Raw genomic sequence first — 19,591 nt, forward strand, 5'->3', positions numbered from 1 at the left:
ACTAAATACGAATTAAGAAAGAGTGTGCTGATATAGAAATGTGCAGCACACTCTTTTTGATAAAATGAAAGCCTTATAAATCGTGAAATTGTCCGATCATGTCTTTGATATGCTGCATTTCATTATCCATCTCGATCATGGCATGAGCAGATTCTAAAAGCTCTGCACTGATCTGATCATAGCCTTCCATCTCTTCGATGCCCTTTTTGTAACGCAGCTGATGCTCCAGAGTAGCCCAAAAATCCATGCCATTGGTACGAATCTGGATTTCCGCCCGCATAGGTGTTTTTCCGCGGGAAAAGAAAACCGGGACCTCAACGATCATATGATAACTGCGATAGCCATTGGGCTTGGGATTCTTTATATAATCCTTGATCTGCAGTATCTTGATATCATCTTGGCTGGCCAGCAGATCTGCAACCGTATAAATATCGTCAATGAATGCACAGACCACCCGGATACCGGCAACATCATTCAATTGTTCCTGAATATTCTCCGCAGAAAATTCATAGCCAAGCTTTTGAAGTTTCCGGTAAATACTTTCAGGCTTTTTTACTCTTGTCTTAATAAAAGAAATAGGATTCCTTTTATTTTCAATGGAAAATTCATCATTCAGTACTTCCAGTTTGGTCTGGAGTTCCCGGATGGTGCAGCGGTACATCATCATAAGATCACTGAACTTAGCAGCATTTTTGATAAATCTTTCTGGATCCGGTGTATCCAGAAAAGGGAGATTAAGTTTGTTGTCCATATGTAAAACCTTCTTTTTATGTTATTGTATAATGCGTATCATTATTTCAATTATAAGGGATAAAAAGGATATAGTAAAGTAATGAATGGCTATATCACATTTACTTTTTAGAGATTTTCATATATAATGAGAGGACTGATTTACAGATCTTAAGAAGGAGGGCTATGATATGGACAGAAAAAATCTGATCGTAGGACAGTCAGGAGGACCGACAGCTGTAATCAACAGCAGTCTTTATGGCATTGTTAAAGGGGGAAGAGATCAGGCTGAAGTTGACCGTATTTATGGAATGGTAAATGGAATTGAGGGATTTCTGAAGGGGCAGGTTATGGATTTTGAAGTGGCGCTTCCGGGGGAAGATTTGGAAACACTGAAATATACACCAGGGGCATATCTTGGCTCCTGCAGACATAAGCTTCCTGAAAATCTGGATGATCTGGCATATAAGCAGATCTTTGCCAGCTTTCATGATATGAATATTGGCTACTTTGTATATATAGGCGGCAATGATTCCATGGATACAGTAAGTAAGCTGTCACGGTATGGAGAAAGGATCGGCAGTGATGTGCGGATCCTGGGGATTCCAAAGACCATTGATAATGACCTGGTGAAGACAGACCATACACCAGGATATGGAAGTGCTGCCAGATATGTGGCATCCACAGTGCGGGAGATTGTTATTGATGCTAATGTTTATGAGAAAAAATCTGTTACAATTATTGAAATCATGGGCCGTCATGCAGGCTGGCTGACTGCTGCTTCCGTGCTTGCCAGGAAATATTCAGGAGATAATCCGCTTCTAGTATATTTGCCGGAAAAGGCTTTTGACACAGAAAAATTCCTGATGGATGTGGAGCATGCTTTTGATAAGAACTGTAATGTGGTGGTATGTGTATCCGAAGGGATCAGGGATGAAAAAGGAACCTTTATCTGCGAATATGAAAATGATGTATGTACTGACAATTTTGGACACAAAATGTTGACTGGCTGCGGAAAGTATCTGGAAAATCTGGTACGAAGCCGTCTTCAGGTAAAGGTAAGGTCTGTAGAACTGAATGTAAATCAGAGATGCTCTACAGCTATGCTCTCTGCTGCAGACCAGAAAGAGGCTATGGAGGCCGGAGCATTTGGCGTAAAGGCTGCTGTACAGGGTGAAACCGGAAAGATGGTGTCCTTTATACGAGACAGCGAAAAGGATGAATATGTACTGAATTATGGGTTGGAAGATGTAAATGAGATCTGCAATAAAGAAAAGCCTGTTCCTGTTTCATGGATCGCAGAATCTGGCAATGATATGACAGACGATTTTATACAGTATGCAATGCCTTTGATCCAGGGAGTGGTTTCCCTTCCCTTGGATGATAATGGCCTTCCTCTTTTCGCATATAGAAAATAAGAAAGGTTTTTGTTTATGAAGATCAGATTATCCGATCATTTTAGTTATGGAAGACTGTTAAGATTTACACTTCCTTCTATAGTGACAATGGTAATAGCATCGTTATACAGCGTGGTAGACGGACTGTTTGTGTCTAATCTTGTTGGCGATATGGCACTTTCTGCAGTAAATATCGCTTTTCCTATTGCTATGATCATAGGAGCCATAGGCTTTATGCTGGGTACCGGCGGCAGCGCTTTGGTAGCCAGGACATTAGGGGAAGGCAATAAAGAACTGGCAGACAGGTATTTTTCCATGATCATTTATACGATCATGATTGTGGGAGGTCTGTTTTCCGTTATCACAGTGTTGCTTGTTGAGCCTATTATGTGGGCTGCCGGTGCCAGTGAGCTTCTGATTGATGACTGTATCAGCTATGGAGCAGTTCTACTTGCAGGAAGTGTTCCCTTTATGCTTCAGACCAGTTTCCAGAATTTTTTTGTGGTCAGCGAACGGCCAATGCTAGGACTGGTGCTTTCCATACTGTCCGGGATCACCAATATGGTTCTGGATTATGTATTTATTGCAGTTTTGGGCCTGGGGATCACTGGTGCAGGCCTTGCTACAGTGATGGGCTATGTGGTAGGCGGTATTTTGCCTCTTTTCTTTTTCCTTAAGAAAAGGGAACGTGCCCTTCACCTTACGAAGACTCGTTTCTATCCAAGACAGCTGCTTCTGGCCTGTTCCAATGGTTCTTCTGAGCTTTTAAGTAATATTTCAGCATCTGTGATCGGTATTTTATATAATATCCAGCTGATGCGGATCATCGGCGAGAGTGGTGTGGCTGCTTATTCGGTTATGATGTACGTGGATTTTGTATTTGTAGCAGCATTTCTGGGTTTTTCGGCTGGCAGCGCACCGATTGTCAGCTATCAGTATGGGGCAGGAAATCATCAGGAACTTCACAATATTTTCAGGAAAAGCCTGACTGTGATCGGCATTACTTCTGTGGCAATGGTGGCTGTTTCAGAAGGCGTCAGTCATCCGCTGTCTGTTGCTTTTGTAGGATACAATCAGCAGCTGCTTGACATGACGGTTGGAGGCTTTCGTATTTTTGCATTGGGCTACCTGTTTTGCGGGATCAATATTTATGCTTCTTCTTTTTTTACTGCACTATGTAATGGAATGGTTTCTGCATTGCTTTCTTTCACAAGATCTTTCCTTTTACGTGGTGGTCTGGTGATCCTGATGCCTTTGCTATTTGGATTGAATGGTATCTGGGGCGCGGTTGTAGTTGCAGAAGGGCTGGGAGCTGTGATGGCTGTGGCTTTTCTTTTGAAATACAGGAAACGGTATAGATATTGATGACAGACATTATAGGTTATGGTACTCTGAAAGGGACAGGAAAGGACGCTGGTTATGGAAGATGAAACATACCACAGGTTCCGAAGTGCCAGGCAAGAGCCGGTCCGGCTGCAGGCAGCATTGGACGGCTTTTTTGCTTTTGATGGAGAGGATGAACGGCAGAAGGAATATACTTTTTACCTGAAAAAAAGGATCCGTCCGGCAATGGAAGTGCTGATCAGGAGTCAGCAGATTGAACAGATGGAAATACTGGCTGAACAGGGCTGGTATGGCAAAAAGGAACTGGAGACTTTCATACGGACTGCCAGGGAAGAAGGCAGATTACAAGCCCTGGTCTGGTTAATGAAGGAGAAAAATGACAGATACGGATATGAAGACAGAGAATATGATTTATAAGACAGCTCCCTGGAAGCGTGCTTATGATAGCAGCCAGGCACAGATCGGCATACAGATCCTTGAATATTGTCGGAATCAGTTGTTTTTATCGTATCCCTCTTTTGAACAGGCACTGTTTATTTTACAGTGGGAAGCAGATGACAGAATTGCCGGGATAGGGACGGATGGAGTAAAAATATTATTTTCCCCTGTATGGCTTCTACAGAAATATCAGGAGGATCCAGGGACTGTTACAAAGGCTTATCTGCATATGATCCTGCACTGTATTTATCTGCATCCTTTTTTTGCAGGGAAGGAGCAGGAAAATCTGTGGGATCTTGCCTGTGACATGTTCGTAGAAAGGATCTGCACATCCATTACCGGGAATGGGGTTGGGGGACATCAAGAGCAGGATCTTTCTCCTTATCGGATCTATGACACATTGTGCTGTCTTAAGAAAGAAGAGCAGTTAAAACTGGAAAAAAGTATAAGAATAGATGATCACAGCTTATGGAGAGAAAAGCAGACAGGTGCTAAGGCAATCTGGAAGAAATGGGAAGAGGTTCTTTTGTCCATGTCCAGAGGAAAAGAGAAAAAGAAACTGTGGGCTGGTATGTCTCCAGGCATGCGCCAGGAGGAAATAAGGCTTGCAGGCAGGAAGGATTATGACTACCGGGATTTTCTTCAGAAATATTTTCATATACGGGAAGAAGTAAAGCTGGATACGGAAAGCTTTGATTATATATTTTATAACTATGGTATGGAGTACTATGGGGATGTTCCACTGATCGAACCATTGGAATATCAGGAAGCCAGCCGGCTTTCCCAGCTGGTGATTGCCATTGATACCTCAGGCTCCTGTTCAGCTGCTATCGTACAAAGGTTTCTGGAGGAAACATATAGTATTTTAAGCAGCAAAGAAAACTTTTTTAGTGAGATGGAGGTATATCTGATCCAGTGTGACTGCTGTATCCAAAAAATAGATGTGATCCGCAGAGAAGAGGACTGGAGAAAACTGGAAGACAAAATAGAGATCCAGGGACGTGGAGGAACAGATTTTTGTCCGGTTTTCCGCTATGTGGATCAGCTTCGGAAGGAAGGTCAGCTTAAGGATCTGGGGGCTTTGATCTATTTTACAGATGGGGACGGAGTCTATCCGGAAGAAAGGCCGGACTATGATACAGCCTTTGTATTTTTGAAGGATACAGATTCCTTGAAAATGGTTCCATCCTGGGCTTACGTATTAAAGGTTTGGACTTAACAGAGAATAATCGGGAAAACGGCAAGCAGCTGTCTGCAGGGAGCGAAGATGATGAATATTAAAGAGGCAAAACAAGAAATTGTGAATACACTGCATGCATATTTGAAAAAGGATGAAGAAGGGAATTATACATATCCGCTGGTACATCAACGACCTTTATTCCTGATAGGGGCACCTGGCATTGGTAAAACCGCTATTATGGAGCAGGTAGCGAAGGAAGAAAATATAGGTCTTGTTTCTTATACAATGACACATCATACCCGTCAGAGCGCAGTAGGACTTCCCAAAATCGTTTCCAGGGAATATGAGGGCATTTCCATGGATGTTACGGAATATACCATGAGTGAGATCATTGCAGCTGTATATGCCAAGATGGAAAGTACAGGAAAGAAGGAAGGAATCCTGTTTCTGGATGAGATCAATTGTGTGTCTGAGACACTTGCACCAGCCATGCTTCAGTTTCTTCAGAATAAGACCTTTGGCGGACATAAGGTACCGGCAGGGTGGCTGATCGTAGCAGCAGGTAATCCATCAGGATATAACAAGTCTGTCCGGGAGTTTGATATTGTAACTTTGGACCGGGTCCGGAAGATGGAGATCCAGCCGGATCTGGAGGCTTGGATGGAATATGCCTGGCAGCATAAGATCCATGGAGCAGTGCTTTCTTATCTTAATATCCATAGGGACAGTTTTTACTACATAAGGAGCAGCCGGGAGGAAAAAGCCTTTGTTACAGCAAGAGGATGGGAGGATTTGTCCAGGATCCTGAAAAGCTACGAAGATCTGGATATCCAAGTGACTGAGAATCTGATCTGTCAGTTCATTCAGGAAAAGGAAATTGGCAGGGATTTCGCTTCTTATTACCAGATTTATCAAAAGTATGGCACAGATTATGGAATCCACCAGATTCTGGATGGAAGCCTTTCAAAGCACATGGAGGAAGAAAAGCTGGATATGGCCGGGAATGGATCGGCAGAAGAACGGCTTACTGTTACCGGGCTTTTTCTGCAAGATCTGAATGAAAGGCTGATGTGTGCAGATACAGGCAAAAAGCGGCTCTCTCTTCTTTATGATAAACTGTATGCACTGAAAAATAACCCCATAACAGATAAGAACGCAAAGTCCGAAGCAGATAGCTGGTTTGGACAGTATATAAAGGATCAGAAGAAAAGCTTTGAAGTACGAAAAACGTCAGGTCTTCTTTCCATGGAGGAAGCGTTGCTGGAGAGACAGACGATTGCATGCATGGAAAGATATGATCTGGAACTGAGGAAACTTCATATTACCAAAAGAGAAGAGCAATTTGAGAGAATAAAGATATTCTTTCAGGAAGAGAAGCAGAAAACAGAAGTTCTTTGTACCCAGACAGGACATGCCCTTTTAAGAGCTTTTGACTTTACGGAAAAGGCCTTTGGGGATGGAGCAGAGATGATGCTTATGGTAACCAGGCTTACCGGGAATCCGCTGGCGTCTGCCTTTATTGCAGAGCATGGCTGTGCACCCTATTTTAAGTACAGTGACAAGCTTCTGCCGGGAAAACAGCAGCAGCTTTTACAGGCCTGTGAGCAGGCTTTGGAGTCAAGATAATACTTGCAACTTCCGGGAGAGATTACTATAATTATAGAGGAGGCGCGCTATGAAGGATAATAAAAAGAAAAAAAAGAAAACCGCCGGTGATGTGGTGCTTACTCTGGTACTGCTTCTGGCTGTGGGAGTTTTTTGTTATGCAGCCTTTAATTTGTACCACATTTACACAGAGTACAAAAAGGGCTCTGACGAATATAACCAGATCGCACAGATGGCAGTGACAGAGCGTGATCCTGATGAGGATCCAATCGACATGGAGACAGACGATGAAAAGAAATCTGATCTGAAAGCACCTATGAAGATTGATTTTGATACTCTTCGCAGTGTGAATACGGACGTGATTGGATGGATTTATGTGGAAGCACTGGATAATGTGAGTTATCCTATTGTGAAGGGAAAGGATAACAGTACTTATCTTCACATGACCTATGAGAAGAATTACAATTTTGCAGGCACGATTTTCATTGACTATGAGAATTCCGGAGATTTTAACGATTGTAATACACTGGTATACGGACACAATATGAAGAATGGTTCTATGTTCGGACAGCTGAAAAAATTCAGTAAAGACCCGGAAACATACAAGAAAAGCAAATATTTCTGGATTTTTACACCTGAGAAGGATTATCGGTATGAGATTATTTCCGCTTATGTTACAGCGGTAAATAGTGATACATATACATTGTTTAAAGGACCTGGTAAGGAATTTCAGGATTATCTGGACAAGATGCCAACTCTTTCAGAGATCCAGACCACACCAGGTACGCTTACCATACAGGACAAGATCGTTACACTTTCTACCTGTACAGGCAACGAATCCACCAGATATGTGGTACAGGGTAAAAGAGTTGATACTTTGGATGTAGAAAAGGATAATTAGTATGAGGAGGCTGTAGTGATGGAGAATGGGATAGCGAAACTGCAGGAGCTTGTGGATCAGTATGATAATATTGTATTCTTTGGTGGAGCGGGTGTTTCCACAGAAAGCGGGATCCCGGATTTCAGAAGCCAGGACGGGCTGTATAATCAGACCTATGATTATCCGCCGGAGACGATCTTAAGCCATACTTTTTTTATGAGAAAGCCGGAAGAGTTTTTCAGGTTTTACAGAGATAAGATGCTGTGTGATACTGCAAAGCCAAATGCAGCTCACCAGAAGCTGGCAGAGCTGGAAAGGGCTGGCAGGCTTAAGGCTGTGATCACCCAGAATATTGATAATCTTCACCAGATGGCCGGAAGCCGGAATGTGCTGGAACTTCATGGCAGTGTATATAGGAATTACTGCATGAAATGCCGGAAGTTTTATGATTTTTCTTATATGAAACATTCAGAAGGAGTGCCCAGATGCAGCTGTGGCGGGATTATTAAGCCAGACGTTGTCCTCTATGAGGAAGGGCTGGATACACATACTATTGAAGAGGCAGTGAAGGCTATTTCCCAGGCACAGGTACTGATTATCGGCGGGACGTCCCTGGCTGTATATCCGGCAGCAGGACTGATCGATTATTTTCAGGGAGATCATCTGGTAGTGATCAACAAGTCACCTACACCGAGAGACCGGTATGCAGATCTTCTGATCCAGGAGCCGATTGGGCAGGTGTTTTCACAATTACAGGTAAAGGAGCATAGTCATGGGACTTCTTTATGAAGTGGGAGATATTGTCACGCTGAAAAAAACACATCCCTGTGGCAGCAAAGACTGGGAGATCCTTCGTGTAGGGGCGGATTTCAGGCTGAAATGTACAGGATGCGGTCACCAGGTCATGGTGCCGCGGAAGATGGTGGAGAAAAATACCAGGAATCTGCAGAAAAAATCACAAGATTAATGACACAGGGAAAACTAAAATAGCATAAAGCATAAAAAGCATAAGAATAATTATAAAGAGAATAAAAATCATTAGAAAAAGAAAAATAGGGCTTTACATAGCCAGGAAAATGTGTTAAAATCAACAATCGTGATATATTCATATCCTTGCTCTTTGACAGGCAAAGGGCCAATAGACCATAAGGAGGTAAGACAGGCATGAACAAGTACGAGTTAGCATTAGTTGTGAGTGCAAAAGTTGAGGACGAAGTACGTGATGCAGTTGTTGAGAAAGCTAAAGGCTACATCACACGTTACAATGGCACAATCACAGAAGTTGAAGAATGGGGTAAGAAGAAATTAGCTTACGAGATTCAGAAAATGCATGAAGGCTTCTACTACTTCATTCAGTTTGAAGCAGATGCTCAGTGTCCGGCAGAAGTAGAAAGACATATGCGTATCATGGACAATGTATTAAGATACTTAGTTGTCAGAAAAGACGCATAAGCTTTTGGCAATTAATCAGAAAGCACCATTAAGAACCCGTTCAACCGATCATCGAAAGAGGTAAATAGAATGAACAAAGTAATTTTAATGGGACGCTTAACAAGAGACCCTGAAGTAAGATATTCCGCAGGGGAGAATGCACTGGCAATTGCCAGATATACATTGGCAGTAGACAGGAGGTTTCGCCGTGATGGCGAGGCATCCGCTGATTTTATCAGCTGTGTATCTTTTGGACGTACAGCAGAGTTTGCTGAGAAGTATTTCCGACAGGGACTGAAGATTGCGGTTACAGGCCGTATTCAGACCGGCAGTTATACCAACCGTGACGGCCAGAAGGTTTATACAACAGAGGTTGTAGTTGAGGAGCAGGAGTTTGCAGAGAGTAAATCTTCCAGCGATTCCTATGCAGCATCTCATCCTCAGAACAGTGCTGCGGCACCATCTATGCCTACACCAAGTGCGGCAAGTGCAGACGGATTTATGAACATCCCTGATGGAATTGACGAGGAACTGCCTTTTAATTAGGTATTTCTCAGACGAACAAACGGATGATAACAAGAAGATAGGAGGAAGCTAATCATGGCTTACAGCAATAGAGGCGAAAGACCGGATTCTCCCATGAAGAGAAGAGGCGGACGCAGAAGAAAAAAAGTTTGTGTATTCTGTGGCAAAGAGAATAACGAGATCGATTACAAAGATGTAGCAAAGTTAAGAAAGTATGTTTCTGAAAGAGGAAAGATCCTTCCAAGAAGAATTACAGGTAACTGTGCAAAGCATCAGAGAGCTCTTACTGTAGCAGTTAAGAGAGCACGTCATTTGGCATTAATGCCATACATCCAGGACTAATTTCCTGAATGCAGCAATGCAGATGTTTGGAAGCCTTCAAATGCTTATTTTATGAGCATTTGAGGGCTTTTTCTTATTTTACTTGGGTATGGAAATATTTCCATGAATCTGGTATAATATATAGGTCCACGTAAAATTGGTTTTATCTATGTAATAGAATGGGAAAAATCATGAAAGAAAAATTAAAATTCAGAGGGCCATTGAAACAATATATGCGGACCCCTATGTACCTGGCAATTCTGCTTCTTGGACTGAATATTCTGGTATATATGGTTAATATCAGGGCAGGACTTTTAGTATCCCTGGGACTGGCTGTGTACTTATTGATCGTTCTGCTGATCTATATTCACCACAAGCCAATGATTCTCAACGCCCTGGTTGCATTTACCACACAATACAATGCCCTGGAGAAACGTATGCTGGAGGATCTGGCACTGCCCTTTGCCATTATGGATACCAACGGCAGGATGGTCTGGTCCAATCGGCTGTTTGCAAGCCTGATGGGGAAAGACCAGTTGTACAATAAGAATATAGCTACCCTTCTTCCGGATATTACTCAGGAGAAGCTGCCAGTGCCGGGACAGAAGGACATAACAGAAGTAACCACCGGCTTAGGGAACGAGATCTACAGGGTATCTATGCAGTGTATCACCATGAAGGATGTGGTTGAGCATACAGATATTCTGGAGAAGCTGCAGAATGATTTGAGTCTGATTGCCCTGTATCTTTATGACGAGACAGAATTGCAGGAATATATCCAGAAGAATGAAGATGACAAGCTGGTTGTAGCCTTGGCGTATCTGGATAATTATGAAGAAGCGCTGGATAGCGTGGAGGATGTACGCCGTTCTCTTTTGATCGCGTTGATCGACAGGAAGATCACCAAGTATTTTTCAAATTTTGATGGCGTTGTTCGTAAGCTGGAAAAAGACAAATATTTCCTGATCATGCGTCAGAGTTCCCTCGAAGCATTAAAGGAACAGAGATTCCATATTCTGGATGAGGTAAAAACGGTTAATATCGGTAATGAAATGGCTGTTACCTTAAGTATCGGTATTGGATTGAACGGATCTACTTATCTGCAGAATTATGAGTATTCCAGGATTGCCATCGAAATGGCACTTGGCCGTGGAGGCGATCAGGTGGTGATCAAGAATGGCAATACCATCACATACTTTGGCGGTAAGGCACAACAGATGGAAAAGGCAACTAGAGTGAAGGCACGGGTAAAGGCACAGGCCCTTAAGGAATTTATGAGTACCAAGGACCGTGTTGTGGTTATGGGACATAAGATCACAGATGTGGATGCATTAGGGGCAGCCATTGGTATATACCGTGCCGGGAAGACACTTGGAAAGCCGGTGCATATTGTGGTGAATGATCCTACCACATCCATTCGTCCTTTGATGGCAGGTTATGTGGGAAGTCCGGATTATGAGCCATCTATGTTTGTAGATGCAGATCAGGCCAAGGATCTTGTGGACAATAACACAGTTGTGGTTGTTGTAGATACCAACAAGCCAAGTTATACAGAGTGTGAGGACCTTTTATACCTTACAAAGACCATTGTGGTACTGGATCATCACAGAAGGGGCAGTGAAGTGATACAGAATGCAGTACTCTCTTATGTGGAGCCGTATGCTTCTTCTACCTGTGAGATGGTAGCTGAGATCCTTCAATATTTTTCAGACGATCTTCGCCTGCGGAGCATGGAGGCAGACTGCTTGTATGCCGGCATTGTGATCGATACCAACAATTTTACCACCAGAGCAGGTGTACGTACCTTTGAAGCAGCAGCGTTTCTTAGAAGGAATGGAGCAGATATTACCAGAGTGCGTAAGATGCTGCGGGATGATATTGATTCTTACAAGGCAAGGGCAGAGGTTGTGCGTACTGCCAGCATTTATAGGAAATGCTTTGCCATTGCAAAATGCCCAAGCGAAGGCTTGGAAAGCCCTACCGTTGTAGGGGCACAGGCTGCTAATGAGCTTCTGAATATTGCAGGAGTAAAGGCTTCTTTCGTACTTACTCCATACAACAAAGAAGTATATGTAAGTGCCCGTGCCATTGATGAAGTGAATGTACAGATCATGATGGAGCGGATGGGCGGAGGCGGTCATCTGAATATTGCCGGTGCACAGCTGAAGGAAAGTCTTGACGAGGCGGAGTTGATGCTGAAAGCAATCATAGATCAATTATACGAAGAAGGAGAATTTAAGGAATCATGAAAGTAATTTTACTGGAAGATGTAAAGTCCCTTGGGAAAAAGGGCGAAATCGTAAATGTAAGTGACGGATATGCAAGAAATATGATCCTTCCAAAGAAGCTTGGAGTAGAAGCTACACCTAAGAATCTGAATGACCTGAAGCTTCAGAAAGCCAATGCAGAAAAGGTTGCACAGGAAAATTTCGAGGCAGCACAGGCTTTTGCAAAGGAGCTTGAAACAAAAGAGATCATTCTTACTTTGAAAGTAGGAGAAGGTGGAAGAACCTTTGGTTCTATTTCTGGTAAAGAGATTTCTGAAGCGGCTAAGAAGCAGCTGAATCTTGAAATCGATAAAAAGAAACTGCAGCTTTCATCCCCCATTCGTAACCTTGGCGTTACCAATGTTCCGGTGCGCCTTCATCCAAAGGTAACTGGAAGCCTGAAAGTATGGGTAAAAGAGGAGCAGTAAGTATTTCATGGAAGAAGCATTGATCAAACGGATACTTCCGCACAGTATTGAGGCAGAGCAGTCAGTGATTGGCGCCATGATCCTTGACAGGGATGCGATCCTGGTTGCCTCTGAGATCCTGACAAGCGATGATTTTTATCAGAAGCAGTATGGGATTATTTTTGATGCAATGGTAGAACTTTGCAATGAAGGAAAGCCGGTAGATCTGATCACCCTGCAGAATCGTCTTAAGGAAAAAGAACTGCCACCGGATATCAGCAGCATGGAATATGTGCGTGATCTTCTGACTGCAGTACCTACCTCTGCGAATATTAAATATTATGCAAATATCGTCAGTGAGAAAGCGGTTCTCAGACGTCTGATCAAAGCCAATGAAGAGGTGGAGAATGCCTGCTATCTGGAAAAAGACAGCACACAGACTATCCTGGAGGAAGCAGAGAAAAAGCTGTTCAATATTTTGCAGCGGCGTACCAGTGAAGAATTTGTGCCTATCCAGCAGGTAGTGCTTAATTCTATCAGCAATATTGAGAAGGCGTCTAAGCTGAAAGGTACTGTTACCGGTATTCCTACCGGCTTTGTAGACCTGGATTACAAGACCTCTGGCATGCATGGGTCAGATCTGATACTGATCGCTGCCAGGCCTTCTATGGGAAAGACTGCTTTTGTATTGAATATTGCCCAGTATATGGCATTTCGCAAGGATGTAACAGTAGCTATTTTCAGTCTTGAGATGTCAAAGGAACAGCTGGTGAACCGTCTGCTTGCCATGGAATCTCATGTGGATTCACAGAATCTGCGCACAGGTAATCTGAAAGATGAGGATTGGACAAAGCTTGTGGAAGGCGCAGACATTATCGGCCGTTCCAATTTGATCATTGATGATACGCCTGGTATTTCCATTGCAGAGCTTCGTTCCAAGTGCAGGAAATATAAACTGGAGCATAATCTTGGGATTGTTATGATCGACTACCTTCAGCTGATGAGCGGATCCGGCAAAACAGATTCCAGACAGCAGGAGATTTCAGATATTTCCAGATCCTTGAAGGCTCTTGCCAGGGAGCTGTCAGTGCCTGTGATCGCATTGTCACAGCTAAGCCGTGCAGTAGAGCAAAGACCTGACCACAGACCAATGCTTTCTGACCTGCGTGAGTCGGGAGCCATTGAGCAGGATGCGGATGTGGTAATGTTTATTTACAGAGATGACTATTATCACAAAGATACAGAGAAAAAGGATATTGCTGAGATCATTATTGCCAAGCAGAGAAATGGCCCTATCGGTACGGTTGAACTGGTATGGCTGCCAAGATATACACAGTTTGTAAATATGAAAAAGTAAGGCGGATTTTGTCAATCGCTTTTTCTTGCAATCTATTACCCCTTTGTTATAATTAAAACAAGATGCAGGTGTGCGATACAAACCATATTGGACACAGGTGCATTACAAAAAGGAGGGGTAGCGTGGATAAGCGATATACGGTAGCACAGACCGTCCAGATCACAGGCTTAAAGCCATATGTTCTTCGATACTGGGAAGAAGAACTGGATCTGAGGATCGGAAGAAATGAGCTTGGACACAGATACTACACCGGATATGATATTCAGTTGTTTATGAATATTCAGGAACTTAAGAAAAGAGGACTGCAGCTTAAGGCCATTAAGGAACTGGTTCCCCAGATTGCCAGGAATGCTCCTGGGATGAGCCAGAGTAAGGTCAGGCTTCTGGAAGATACTGCTGTTCAGGTGTATACTGATCAGGAAAAAGATCAGGATACAGATCAGGAGGAAAGACAGAGATGTAAAGAACTGCCGCCAGCCAGCGAGGATTCAGGGAAGATCCTGGAGTTCCAACAGATCCTGGAAAGACTGATCCAACAGGAACTTCACACTCAGAATGACGGAGAGGCAAGATGCCGCTCTATTGATGCAGCTATCCGCAGACAGCAGCTTGCAAGGAAGGAAGCTGCCGTAGCAATAGAAAAGAAGAATAAAAAGAAACATAAAATACATATGTGATCAGTGAGATTTGTCTCAGATCATAAATGAAAAATGGCTGCCGCATATAGCGACAGCCATTTGATCGTTCTTAGGAAATTATTCCTGGCTGATAGCGCCTGTAGGACAGACATCAGCGCAAGTTCCACACTCAACACATGCATCTGCATCGATCACGTAATGATCATCACCCTGAGAAATAGCCTCGTTAGGGCATTCGCTTTCGCATGTTCCACAGCTTACACATTCATCAGAAATTACATATGCCATAGTTATATCCTCCTTTAATCTCTTTTGTACCCTTAACCGGGTTCTGAATCTATTCTAATATATCTATCGTTGGATTACAAGTATAAAATTATAAACAAAATTTTAGAACTGTAAATGTTGATTCCTGTAAAAAATCGTATTATAATAGGCAAGGGTGGAGACTCTTTATAAGGACTGCAGATGTGGTCCTTTTACAGATAATGATTCTCTCCAGATTTGCGAATAAAGGAGGAAACAGATCATGGCACAGGTGACAAAGCAGATGCTCATCGGCGAACTGCTTCAGTTAGATCCTAACATTGCAGGGGTTCTTATGAGAGCCGGCATGCACTGCATCGGCTGCCCGTCTTCCCAGATGGAGTCTCTTGAAGAGGCTGCTATGGTGCACGGGATGGACGTAGATGTCCTGGTAGAGCAGATCAACGATTTTCTTGCTCAGTAATTTGCACACTATATAGACGAATGTGCATCTGTTTATAGAGGAGTTTTTGTAGACAGAGTGAACAGGTAAAGAGAATGCCGTATCAGTTACAGTTTTTTAGAACTGCAGCTTATACGGCATTTTTAATGTATTATATTAATGTTTGTACTTTAAAGCTGTTCCAGACTCTGGACCGCATGAAGGGTGATCAGTTCCCCGTGCTCTTTCAGGTGTGCTTCTCCTGACATGGTGAATGCCTGGCCCTGCCCGTATTCGGAAAGAATGTTGCACACCTTATTGAATTCCTCAGGAGTGCAGTCAGATTGGTGGATCACCAGACGGTAAAATCCCTGTGCTGCATCTTTGTATAATGTATTCTCTCCTGTGAAATAGCCTCCCAGTCCGTGGGCTGCTTGAATCACTTCATCCAGGGTGCGGAAAGAGAAAAGACGGATAAGGTCAATATCGGCTTCATTCTCCTGTGGTGCCTTTTCTTGTGTGGGTGCTTCCTTCTTCTCTGATGGCTTGGTCTGGGACTGAACCTTAGCTTCACACAGCTTCTGGATCAGATCGATAATATTGTCTGCACCATCCAACTGAATGGTATCCTTACGGTCGCTGCCTTTGTAAGGAGAGAACTTGGAAAAACGTGTATCTAACTCCTCCGGATCCTCTACTTTGGTAATGATCAGGACAATGCTCTCTGTACTTACCGGAATAGCCTCGATCATCAGTGGAATATTATCAGCTTCAAATCCAAACTGCATCTGGGCCTGCTGCATCATATCACGAAACAGCTGCTTGGCTTTGTCTGTACCATAGGCCAGTTCGCTGATCTGGATATGGTGTGTCTCCAGATCTTCTTTTGTCAGGGTGCAGCGAATCTGATTGTCATTAATCTTTTCTATCTTCATATCATCACATCCTATTCTTAAGTGGGAATGATTCCTGCCTAAAGTTCATTATATTTTATATTATATAGCATAAAAGTGCAAGAGGGAAGCTGCTTCTATTTCTTTGTTTATAAAATATTTAGAAACAAAATGAAAAAAAATTACTAACTGGCAAAAAAGACTTGCATATGTAAATGGAAACTGTATAATAGAACTCAGGAAAGACGGCCGGACGATCCATACAGGTTCAGTTACTATGAAACAAGGTATCAGCTTAAAGTATTAACATTATTTCACTACTGTGGACTTTGCCGATTTTGTCATGCAGCGTTCTTGCTGTGGCAGGGTACATATTTCCCCATAAGATGAAATGATCTGCCGGAAGTGTCTTTTCAGAACCAGTTGGTGTTTTCTGAAATAATCAGGAAAGGAGGTTAAGGCACGGAGAAGGATATATCACGTAAAAGAAAGAAAAAAGCCCGTAAAAGTCTGGAAAATGAACTTCTGGAATACCAGAATCAGGGGATCTACCTGTATCTGGAAGGAGAACCAAGTACGCCGAAATCCATTGCAAAAGCCTGTCAGATTGCAGAAGGCGGAGGTTATATGCGGGATTATACAGAAGATGAGCAGGGACGGATCGCCAGAGTGGACTTTGACTTTGTACTGGATGATCCTGACTTACAAAAGTAAATAGAATGCAGGGTAATCCCTTTGGCAGCAGGCTCCCCCTACTCAAAGCCGTGGTCCGAAGGGATTTCCTGCCGAAATGAAACGATCTGTGAAATATAATAATATGTGGAATAAAACAATATGTAAAATAATACAATACGTAAAATATAGTAATCTGTGAAATAAAAAGCTGGAAAAATGAACTTACTGTTAAATGCTATTAAAAAACAAATTTCTTAATGCAATTTATAATGGATATGATATAATGGGCGGTAGCAAACTCGAATTTGGAGAAAGGTTTTACTGAAAGGATAAAAGTATGGATAGAAAGAAAAAACCAGTAATACTGGTATGTGTACTGATTCTGGTGGTGGCCCTTGTAGGAGTGGCTGTTCACGTGATCATGAAGTATGTTCCTACCAGACAGAGAATGGATCTGAATGAATATTACGGACAAGTAGCTGACGGGCAGTGTGCCATTATTGTGGGTACAGAGCGTTTGGAGTCAAGAGGCCTTGTTTCCGATAATAAGACATATATTCCTATAGATGTTGTGGATTCATATATTAATCAGCGATACTACTGGGATTCTGAGGGACAGCAGGTACTGTATGCTACTCCCACCCAGCTGACCAGCCAGCCGGCACAGGTTGATTCGGGCAGTGAGGTATGGCTTAAAGATGGCGTTGTTTATTTAAGCGTTGATTATATTAAGCAGTATACAGATATTGACGCATACGTATATACAGATCCTGCCAGGATCACTATTCAGAAGCAGTTTTCAGGGATCCAGACTGTACAGGTACAGAAGGATACATATGTAAGGTATCAGGGTGGGATCAAGTCACCGGTTCTTACAAAGGTAAGTAAAGGGGATTCTCTGATTTTTATGCAGGAACTGGAGAACTGGACACAGGTTGCTACCTGGGACGGTTATATCGGATATATAGAGAAGAGCCGGATCAGTGTGCCAGAGGATACTACACTGGAGAGAGATTTCCAGGCAGAGCAGTATAATTACATTACCATGGATCAGAAGGTAAATATGGTATGGCATCAGGTGATGAGCCAGGAGGCTAACAGTACATTTGCAGAGGCTACCCAGAATATGACAGGTGTCAATGTGATCTCGCCTACCTGGTTTGCAGTGCAGGATAATGCAGGGAATATTTCTAATATAGCTACTGCAGATTATGTTGCACAGGCTCATGAGAAAGGACTGAAGATCTGGGGACTGGTTGATAATTTCAGTGAAAATGTGAATACTTCAGAGCTTCTGGCCAAGACAAGTGCAAGGCAGAATCTGATATCCCAGCTGGTAAATGCTGCTGTAGGCGCTGGGATCGATGGAATCAATGTGGATTTTGAATACCTGAAGGAAGATGTAGGGGTTCATTTCCTTGAATTTTTAAGAGAGCTTTCTATTGAGTGCCATAAGAACAATCTGGTGCTTTCTGTGGATAATCCACCGCCAGCAGAGTATACCAGCCATTATGACAGAGCAGAGCAGGGCAGAGTTGTGGATTATGTAGTGATCATGGGATATGACGAGCACTACGTAGGCTCTGAAGAAGCCGGTTCTGTTGCATCCCTTCCCTGGGTTGAGCAGGGGATCCAGGATACACTGGCAGAGGTTCCGGCAGAGCGTGTGATCAATGCTATGCCGTTCTACACAAGATTGTGGAAGACCGAGGCGGGTACATTGTCCAGTGAGGCAATTGGCATGGATGCGGCAGCAGAGGTGCTTACCACCAACAATGCAGAAACATATTGGGATAATACCACCAGCCAGCAGTATGGAGAATATGAGAAGGACAACTGCTCCTATAAGATCTGGGTAGAGAATGCAGATTCTATTGCTGCTAAGGTACAGCTTGCTGTGAAGTACAATCTGGCAGGTGTTTCTGCCTGGAAGCTGGGCTTTGAGAACAGCGGGATCTGGCAGGTGATTTCTGATAATCTGGCAGCCGCTCAGTAAGAAAGCAGGATTTTAACAGGACGATAATAAATGCATTCCTTTAGGCATATAAATAACAGGAATATGCCAAAGGGGTGCGTTCATGAAAAAATACAGAATGGAACTGATCATGGCCTGTCTGATGCTGGTAAGCTTTTACCTGCTGTCAAGACAGGCCGCTGTTGTATCTGTAAGCAGCAAGAAAGTGCCAAAAGGACAGGAGAAAGGTGTTATTGTAATCGATGCAGGACATGGAGGAGAGGATCCGGGGATGATCGGCATCAAGAATCTGGAAGAAAAAGGAATCAACCTGCAGATAGCAAAGAAGCTGTGCGCCCATCTGGAAAAAGAGGGATATACCGTGGTGATGACCAGAGAAAAGGATCAGGGGCTGTATGGAGAAAGCAGAAACAACCGGAAAGCCCAGGATATGCAGAAAAGAATCCGGATCATTAAGGAAACAACCCCCTTATTGACGGTAAGCATCCATCAGAACAGTTATCAGGATCCGGAGGTGAAAGGCCCTCAGGTTTTTTACTATCAGGACTCAACGGAAGGACAGAAGCTGGCACAGATCCTGCAGACAGAACTGAATCAGCAGCTGACTGTAGACAGACCAAGGGAAGCAAAGGGGAATAAGACCTATTATCTTTTAAAGCGAAGCGAAGGGATCCTTACGATCATAGAGTGTGGATTTCTTACAAATCCGGAGGAGGCCAAACTTCTTGTACAGGAAGAATATCAGGAAAAGCTGGCAGAAGCTATTGCTGACGGGATCATCCGATACCTGGAAGAGAGCCCTGCCGGGGGTGTACAAACTGAACAAAATAAGATATAATAT

21 protein-coding genes are annotated in these 19,591 nt (G+C 43.2%); 18 read left to right on the forward strand and 3 right to left on the reverse strand.

What is annotated here, in order from left to right; translation table 11 throughout:
- Nucleotides 1-73 precede the first annotated feature (73 nt).
- Nucleotides 74-751: a GTP pyrophosphokinase gene (locus OCV61_RS00475; protein ID WP_158420078.1), complete on the reverse strand. Its 678-nt coding sequence runs from the start codon at nt 749-751 to the stop codon at nt 74-76.
- A 169-nt stretch (nt 752-920) separates the two neighbouring features.
- Here OCV61_RS00475 and OCV61_RS00480 point away from each other — a divergent pair, with 169 nt between their 5' ends.
- The 15 genes from OCV61_RS00480 to OCV61_RS00550 all read left to right on the forward strand — a co-directional run bounded on the left by OCV61_RS00480 (nt 921) and on the right by OCV61_RS00550 (nt 14,558).
- Nucleotides 921-2,147: a 6-phosphofructokinase gene (locus OCV61_RS00480; protein ID WP_158420079.1), complete on the forward strand. Its 1,227-nt coding sequence runs from the start codon at nt 921-923 to the stop codon at nt 2,145-2,147.
- A gap of 15 nt (nt 2,148-2,162) precedes the next feature.
- Nucleotides 2,163-3,491 (forward strand): MATE family efflux transporter, encoded by a 1,329-nt coding sequence (locus OCV61_RS00485; protein ID WP_158420080.1) that lies wholly within the window; start codon nt 2,163-2,165, stop codon nt 3,489-3,491.
- A gap of 54 nt (nt 3,492-3,545) precedes the next feature.
- Nucleotides 3,546-3,887: a hypothetical protein gene (locus OCV61_RS00490; RefSeq protein ID WP_158420081.1), complete on the forward strand. Its 342-nt coding sequence runs from the start codon at nt 3,546-3,548 to the stop codon at nt 3,885-3,887.
- Nucleotides 3,847-5,127, forward strand: a complete 1,281-nt coding sequence (locus tag OCV61_RS00495) for a vWA domain-containing protein (RefSeq protein WP_262582562.1) — start codon at nt 3,847-3,849, stop codon at nt 5,125-5,127. Before OCV61_RS00490 ends, OCV61_RS00495 begins: the two co-directional genes overlap by 41 nt.
- 48 nt (nt 5,128-5,175) lie before the next feature.
- Complete coding sequence (locus OCV61_RS00500; protein ID WP_262582563.1) at nt 5,176-6,714, forward strand: ATP-binding protein; 1,539 nt, start codon at nt 5,176-5,178, stop codon at nt 6,712-6,714.
- A gap of 49 nt (nt 6,715-6,763) precedes the next feature.
- Nucleotides 6,764-7,594, forward strand: a complete 831-nt coding sequence (gene srtB / locus OCV61_RS00505; protein ID WP_158420082.1) for a class B sortase — start codon at nt 6,764-6,766, stop codon at nt 7,592-7,594.
- 18 nt (nt 7,595-7,612) lie between these two features.
- Entirely contained in the window at nt 7,613-8,362 is a 750-nt protein-coding gene (locus tag OCV61_RS00510) for an NAD-dependent protein deacylase (protein WP_158420083.1), read from the forward strand.
- Nucleotides 8,346-8,540, forward strand: coding sequence for a DUF951 domain-containing protein (locus OCV61_RS00515; RefSeq protein WP_158420084.1), 195 nt, complete (start codon nt 8,346-8,348; stop codon nt 8,538-8,540). The genes OCV61_RS00510 and OCV61_RS00515 overlap by 17 nt, the downstream gene beginning before the upstream one ends.
- Before the next feature lie 197 nt (nt 8,541-8,737).
- On the forward strand, nt 8,738-9,025 hold the full coding sequence (rpsF, locus tag OCV61_RS00520; protein ID WP_158420085.1) for a 30S ribosomal protein S6: 288 nt from the start codon (nt 8,738-8,740) through the stop codon (nt 9,023-9,025).
- A gap of 69 nt (nt 9,026-9,094) precedes the next feature.
- Entirely contained in the window at nt 9,095-9,550 is a 456-nt protein-coding gene (locus OCV61_RS00525; protein ID WP_158420086.1) for a single-stranded DNA-binding protein, read from the forward strand.
- Between the two features lie 54 nt (nt 9,551-9,604).
- Nucleotides 9,605-9,871: a 30S ribosomal protein S18 gene (gene rpsR, locus OCV61_RS00530; RefSeq protein WP_158420087.1), complete on the forward strand. Its 267-nt coding sequence runs from the start codon at nt 9,605-9,607 to the stop codon at nt 9,869-9,871.
- A gap of 170 nt (nt 9,872-10,041) precedes the next feature.
- Nucleotides 10,042-12,099: a DHH family phosphoesterase gene (locus OCV61_RS00535; RefSeq protein WP_158420088.1), complete on the forward strand. Its 2,058-nt coding sequence runs from the start codon at nt 10,042-10,044 to the stop codon at nt 12,097-12,099.
- Complete coding sequence (gene rplI / locus OCV61_RS00540) at nt 12,096-12,545, forward strand: 50S ribosomal protein L9 (protein ID WP_158420089.1); 450 nt, start codon at nt 12,096-12,098, stop codon at nt 12,543-12,545. The genes OCV61_RS00535 and rplI overlap by 4 nt, the downstream gene beginning before the upstream one ends.
- 7 nt (nt 12,546-12,552) lie before the next feature.
- Nucleotides 12,553-13,881 carry a replicative DNA helicase gene (gene dnaB / locus OCV61_RS00545; protein WP_158420090.1) on the forward strand — a complete coding sequence of 443 codons (1,329 nt, stop codon included), beginning with the start codon at nt 12,553-12,555 and terminating at the stop codon, nt 13,879-13,881.
- A 122-nt stretch (nt 13,882-14,003) separates the two neighbouring features.
- Complete coding sequence (locus tag OCV61_RS00550; RefSeq protein WP_262582564.1) at nt 14,004-14,558, forward strand: MerR family transcriptional regulator; 555 nt, start codon at nt 14,004-14,006, stop codon at nt 14,556-14,558.
- Nucleotides 14,559-14,636: 78 nt separating this feature from the next.
- Here the strand turns inward: OCV61_RS00550 and OCV61_RS00555 are convergent, their stop codons facing one another.
- Nucleotides 14,637-14,807 carry a DUF362 domain-containing protein gene (locus tag OCV61_RS00555; RefSeq protein ID WP_158420092.1) on the reverse strand — a complete coding sequence of 57 codons (171 nt, stop codon included), beginning with the start codon at nt 14,805-14,807 and terminating at the stop codon, nt 14,637-14,639.
- A gap of 241 nt (nt 14,808-15,048) precedes the next feature.
- Between OCV61_RS00555 and OCV61_RS00560 the strand changes: the two genes are divergently transcribed.
- Nucleotides 15,049-15,249, forward strand: a complete 201-nt coding sequence (locus OCV61_RS00560; protein WP_158420093.1) for a DUF1858 domain-containing protein — start codon at nt 15,049-15,051, stop codon at nt 15,247-15,249.
- 149 nt (nt 15,250-15,398) lie between these two features.
- Here the strand turns inward: OCV61_RS00560 and OCV61_RS00565 are convergent, their stop codons facing one another.
- Nucleotides 15,399-16,142 carry an adaptor protein MecA gene (locus OCV61_RS00565; protein ID WP_158420094.1) on the reverse strand — a complete coding sequence of 248 codons (744 nt, stop codon included), beginning with the start codon at nt 16,140-16,142 and terminating at the stop codon, nt 15,399-15,401.
- A gap of 970 nt (nt 16,143-17,112) precedes the next feature.
- On the opposite strand from OCV61_RS00565, the gene OCV61_RS00570 reads away from it, so the two are divergent.
- Together OCV61_RS00570 and OCV61_RS00575 are read left to right on the forward strand one after the other, a co-directional pair.
- Complete coding sequence (locus OCV61_RS00570; RefSeq protein ID WP_158420095.1) at nt 17,113-18,771, forward strand: glycosyl hydrolase family 18 protein; 1,659 nt, start codon at nt 17,113-17,115, stop codon at nt 18,769-18,771.
- An 82-nt stretch (nt 18,772-18,853) separates the two neighbouring features.
- The gene (locus OCV61_RS00575; protein ID WP_158420096.1) at nt 18,854-19,588 is read left to right on the forward strand and encodes an N-acetylmuramoyl-L-alanine amidase; all 735 of its coding nucleotides are present in this window, start codon (nt 18,854-18,856) and stop codon (nt 19,586-19,588) included.
- Nucleotides 19,589-19,591: the final 3 nt, after the last annotated feature.

This window comes from Blautia ammoniilytica, from assembly GCF_025566965.1.
GTDB lineage: Bacteria > Bacillota > Clostridia > Lachnospirales > Lachnospiraceae > Blautia_A > Blautia_A ammoniilytica.

What these genes read in the sequence shown, in the direction of transcription:
- OCV61_RS00485 (WP_158420080.1), top strand. Translation starts at nt 2,163, where the DNA reads ATGAAGATCAGATTATCCGATCATTTTAGTTATGGAAGACTGTTAAGA.
- rplI (WP_158420089.1), top strand. Translation starts at nt 12,096, where the DNA reads ATGAAAGTAATTTTACTGGAAGATGTAAAGTCCCTTGGGAAAAAGGGC.
- OCV61_RS00495 (WP_262582562.1), top strand. Translation starts at nt 3,847, where the DNA reads ATGACAGATACGGATATGAAGACAGAGAATATGATTTATAAGACAGCT.
- rpsF (WP_158420085.1), top strand. Translation starts at nt 8,738, where the DNA reads ATGAACAAGTACGAGTTAGCATTAGTTGTGAGTGCAAAAGTTGAGGAC.
- OCV61_RS00560 (WP_158420093.1), top strand. Translation starts at nt 15,049, where the DNA reads ATGGCACAGGTGACAAAGCAGATGCTCATCGGCGAACTGCTTCAGTTA.
- OCV61_RS00475 (WP_158420078.1), bottom strand. Translation starts at nt 751, where the DNA reads ATGGACAACAAACTTAATCTCCCTTTTCTGGATACACCGGATCCAGAA.
- OCV61_RS00500 (WP_262582563.1), top strand. Translation starts at nt 5,176, where the DNA reads ATGATGAATATTAAAGAGGCAAAACAAGAAATTGTGAATACACTGCAT.
- srtB (WP_158420082.1), top strand. Translation starts at nt 6,764, where the DNA reads ATGAAGGATAATAAAAAGAAAAAAAAGAAAACCGCCGGTGATGTGGTG.
- OCV61_RS00515 (WP_158420084.1), top strand. Translation starts at nt 8,346, where the DNA reads ATGGGACTTCTTTATGAAGTGGGAGATATTGTCACGCTGAAAAAAACA.
- OCV61_RS00525 (WP_158420086.1), top strand. Translation starts at nt 9,095, where the DNA reads ATGAACAAAGTAATTTTAATGGGACGCTTAACAAGAGACCCTGAAGTA.
- rpsR (WP_158420087.1), top strand. Translation starts at nt 9,605, where the DNA reads ATGGCTTACAGCAATAGAGGCGAAAGACCGGATTCTCCCATGAAGAGA.
- OCV61_RS00575 (WP_158420096.1), top strand. Translation starts at nt 18,854, where the DNA reads ATGAAAAAATACAGAATGGAACTGATCATGGCCTGTCTGATGCTGGTA.
- OCV61_RS00490 (WP_158420081.1), top strand. Translation starts at nt 3,546, where the DNA reads ATGGAAGATGAAACATACCACAGGTTCCGAAGTGCCAGGCAAGAGCCG.
- OCV61_RS00510 (WP_158420083.1), top strand. Translation starts at nt 7,613, where the DNA reads ATGGAGAATGGGATAGCGAAACTGCAGGAGCTTGTGGATCAGTATGAT.
- OCV61_RS00480 (WP_158420079.1), top strand. Translation starts at nt 921, where the DNA reads ATGGACAGAAAAAATCTGATCGTAGGACAGTCAGGAGGACCGACAGCT.
- OCV61_RS00570 (WP_158420095.1), top strand. Translation starts at nt 17,113, where the DNA reads ATGGATAGAAAGAAAAAACCAGTAATACTGGTATGTGTACTGATTCTG.
- OCV61_RS00555 (WP_158420092.1), bottom strand. Translation starts at nt 14,807, where the DNA reads ATGGCATATGTAATTTCTGATGAATGTGTAAGCTGTGGAACATGCGAA.
- OCV61_RS00535 (WP_158420088.1), top strand. Translation starts at nt 10,042, where the DNA reads ATGAAAGAAAAATTAAAATTCAGAGGGCCATTGAAACAATATATGCGG.
- dnaB (WP_158420090.1), top strand. Translation starts at nt 12,553, where the DNA reads ATGGAAGAAGCATTGATCAAACGGATACTTCCGCACAGTATTGAGGCA.
- OCV61_RS00565 (WP_158420094.1), bottom strand. Translation starts at nt 16,142, where the DNA reads ATGAAGATAGAAAAGATTAATGACAATCAGATTCGCTGCACCCTGACA.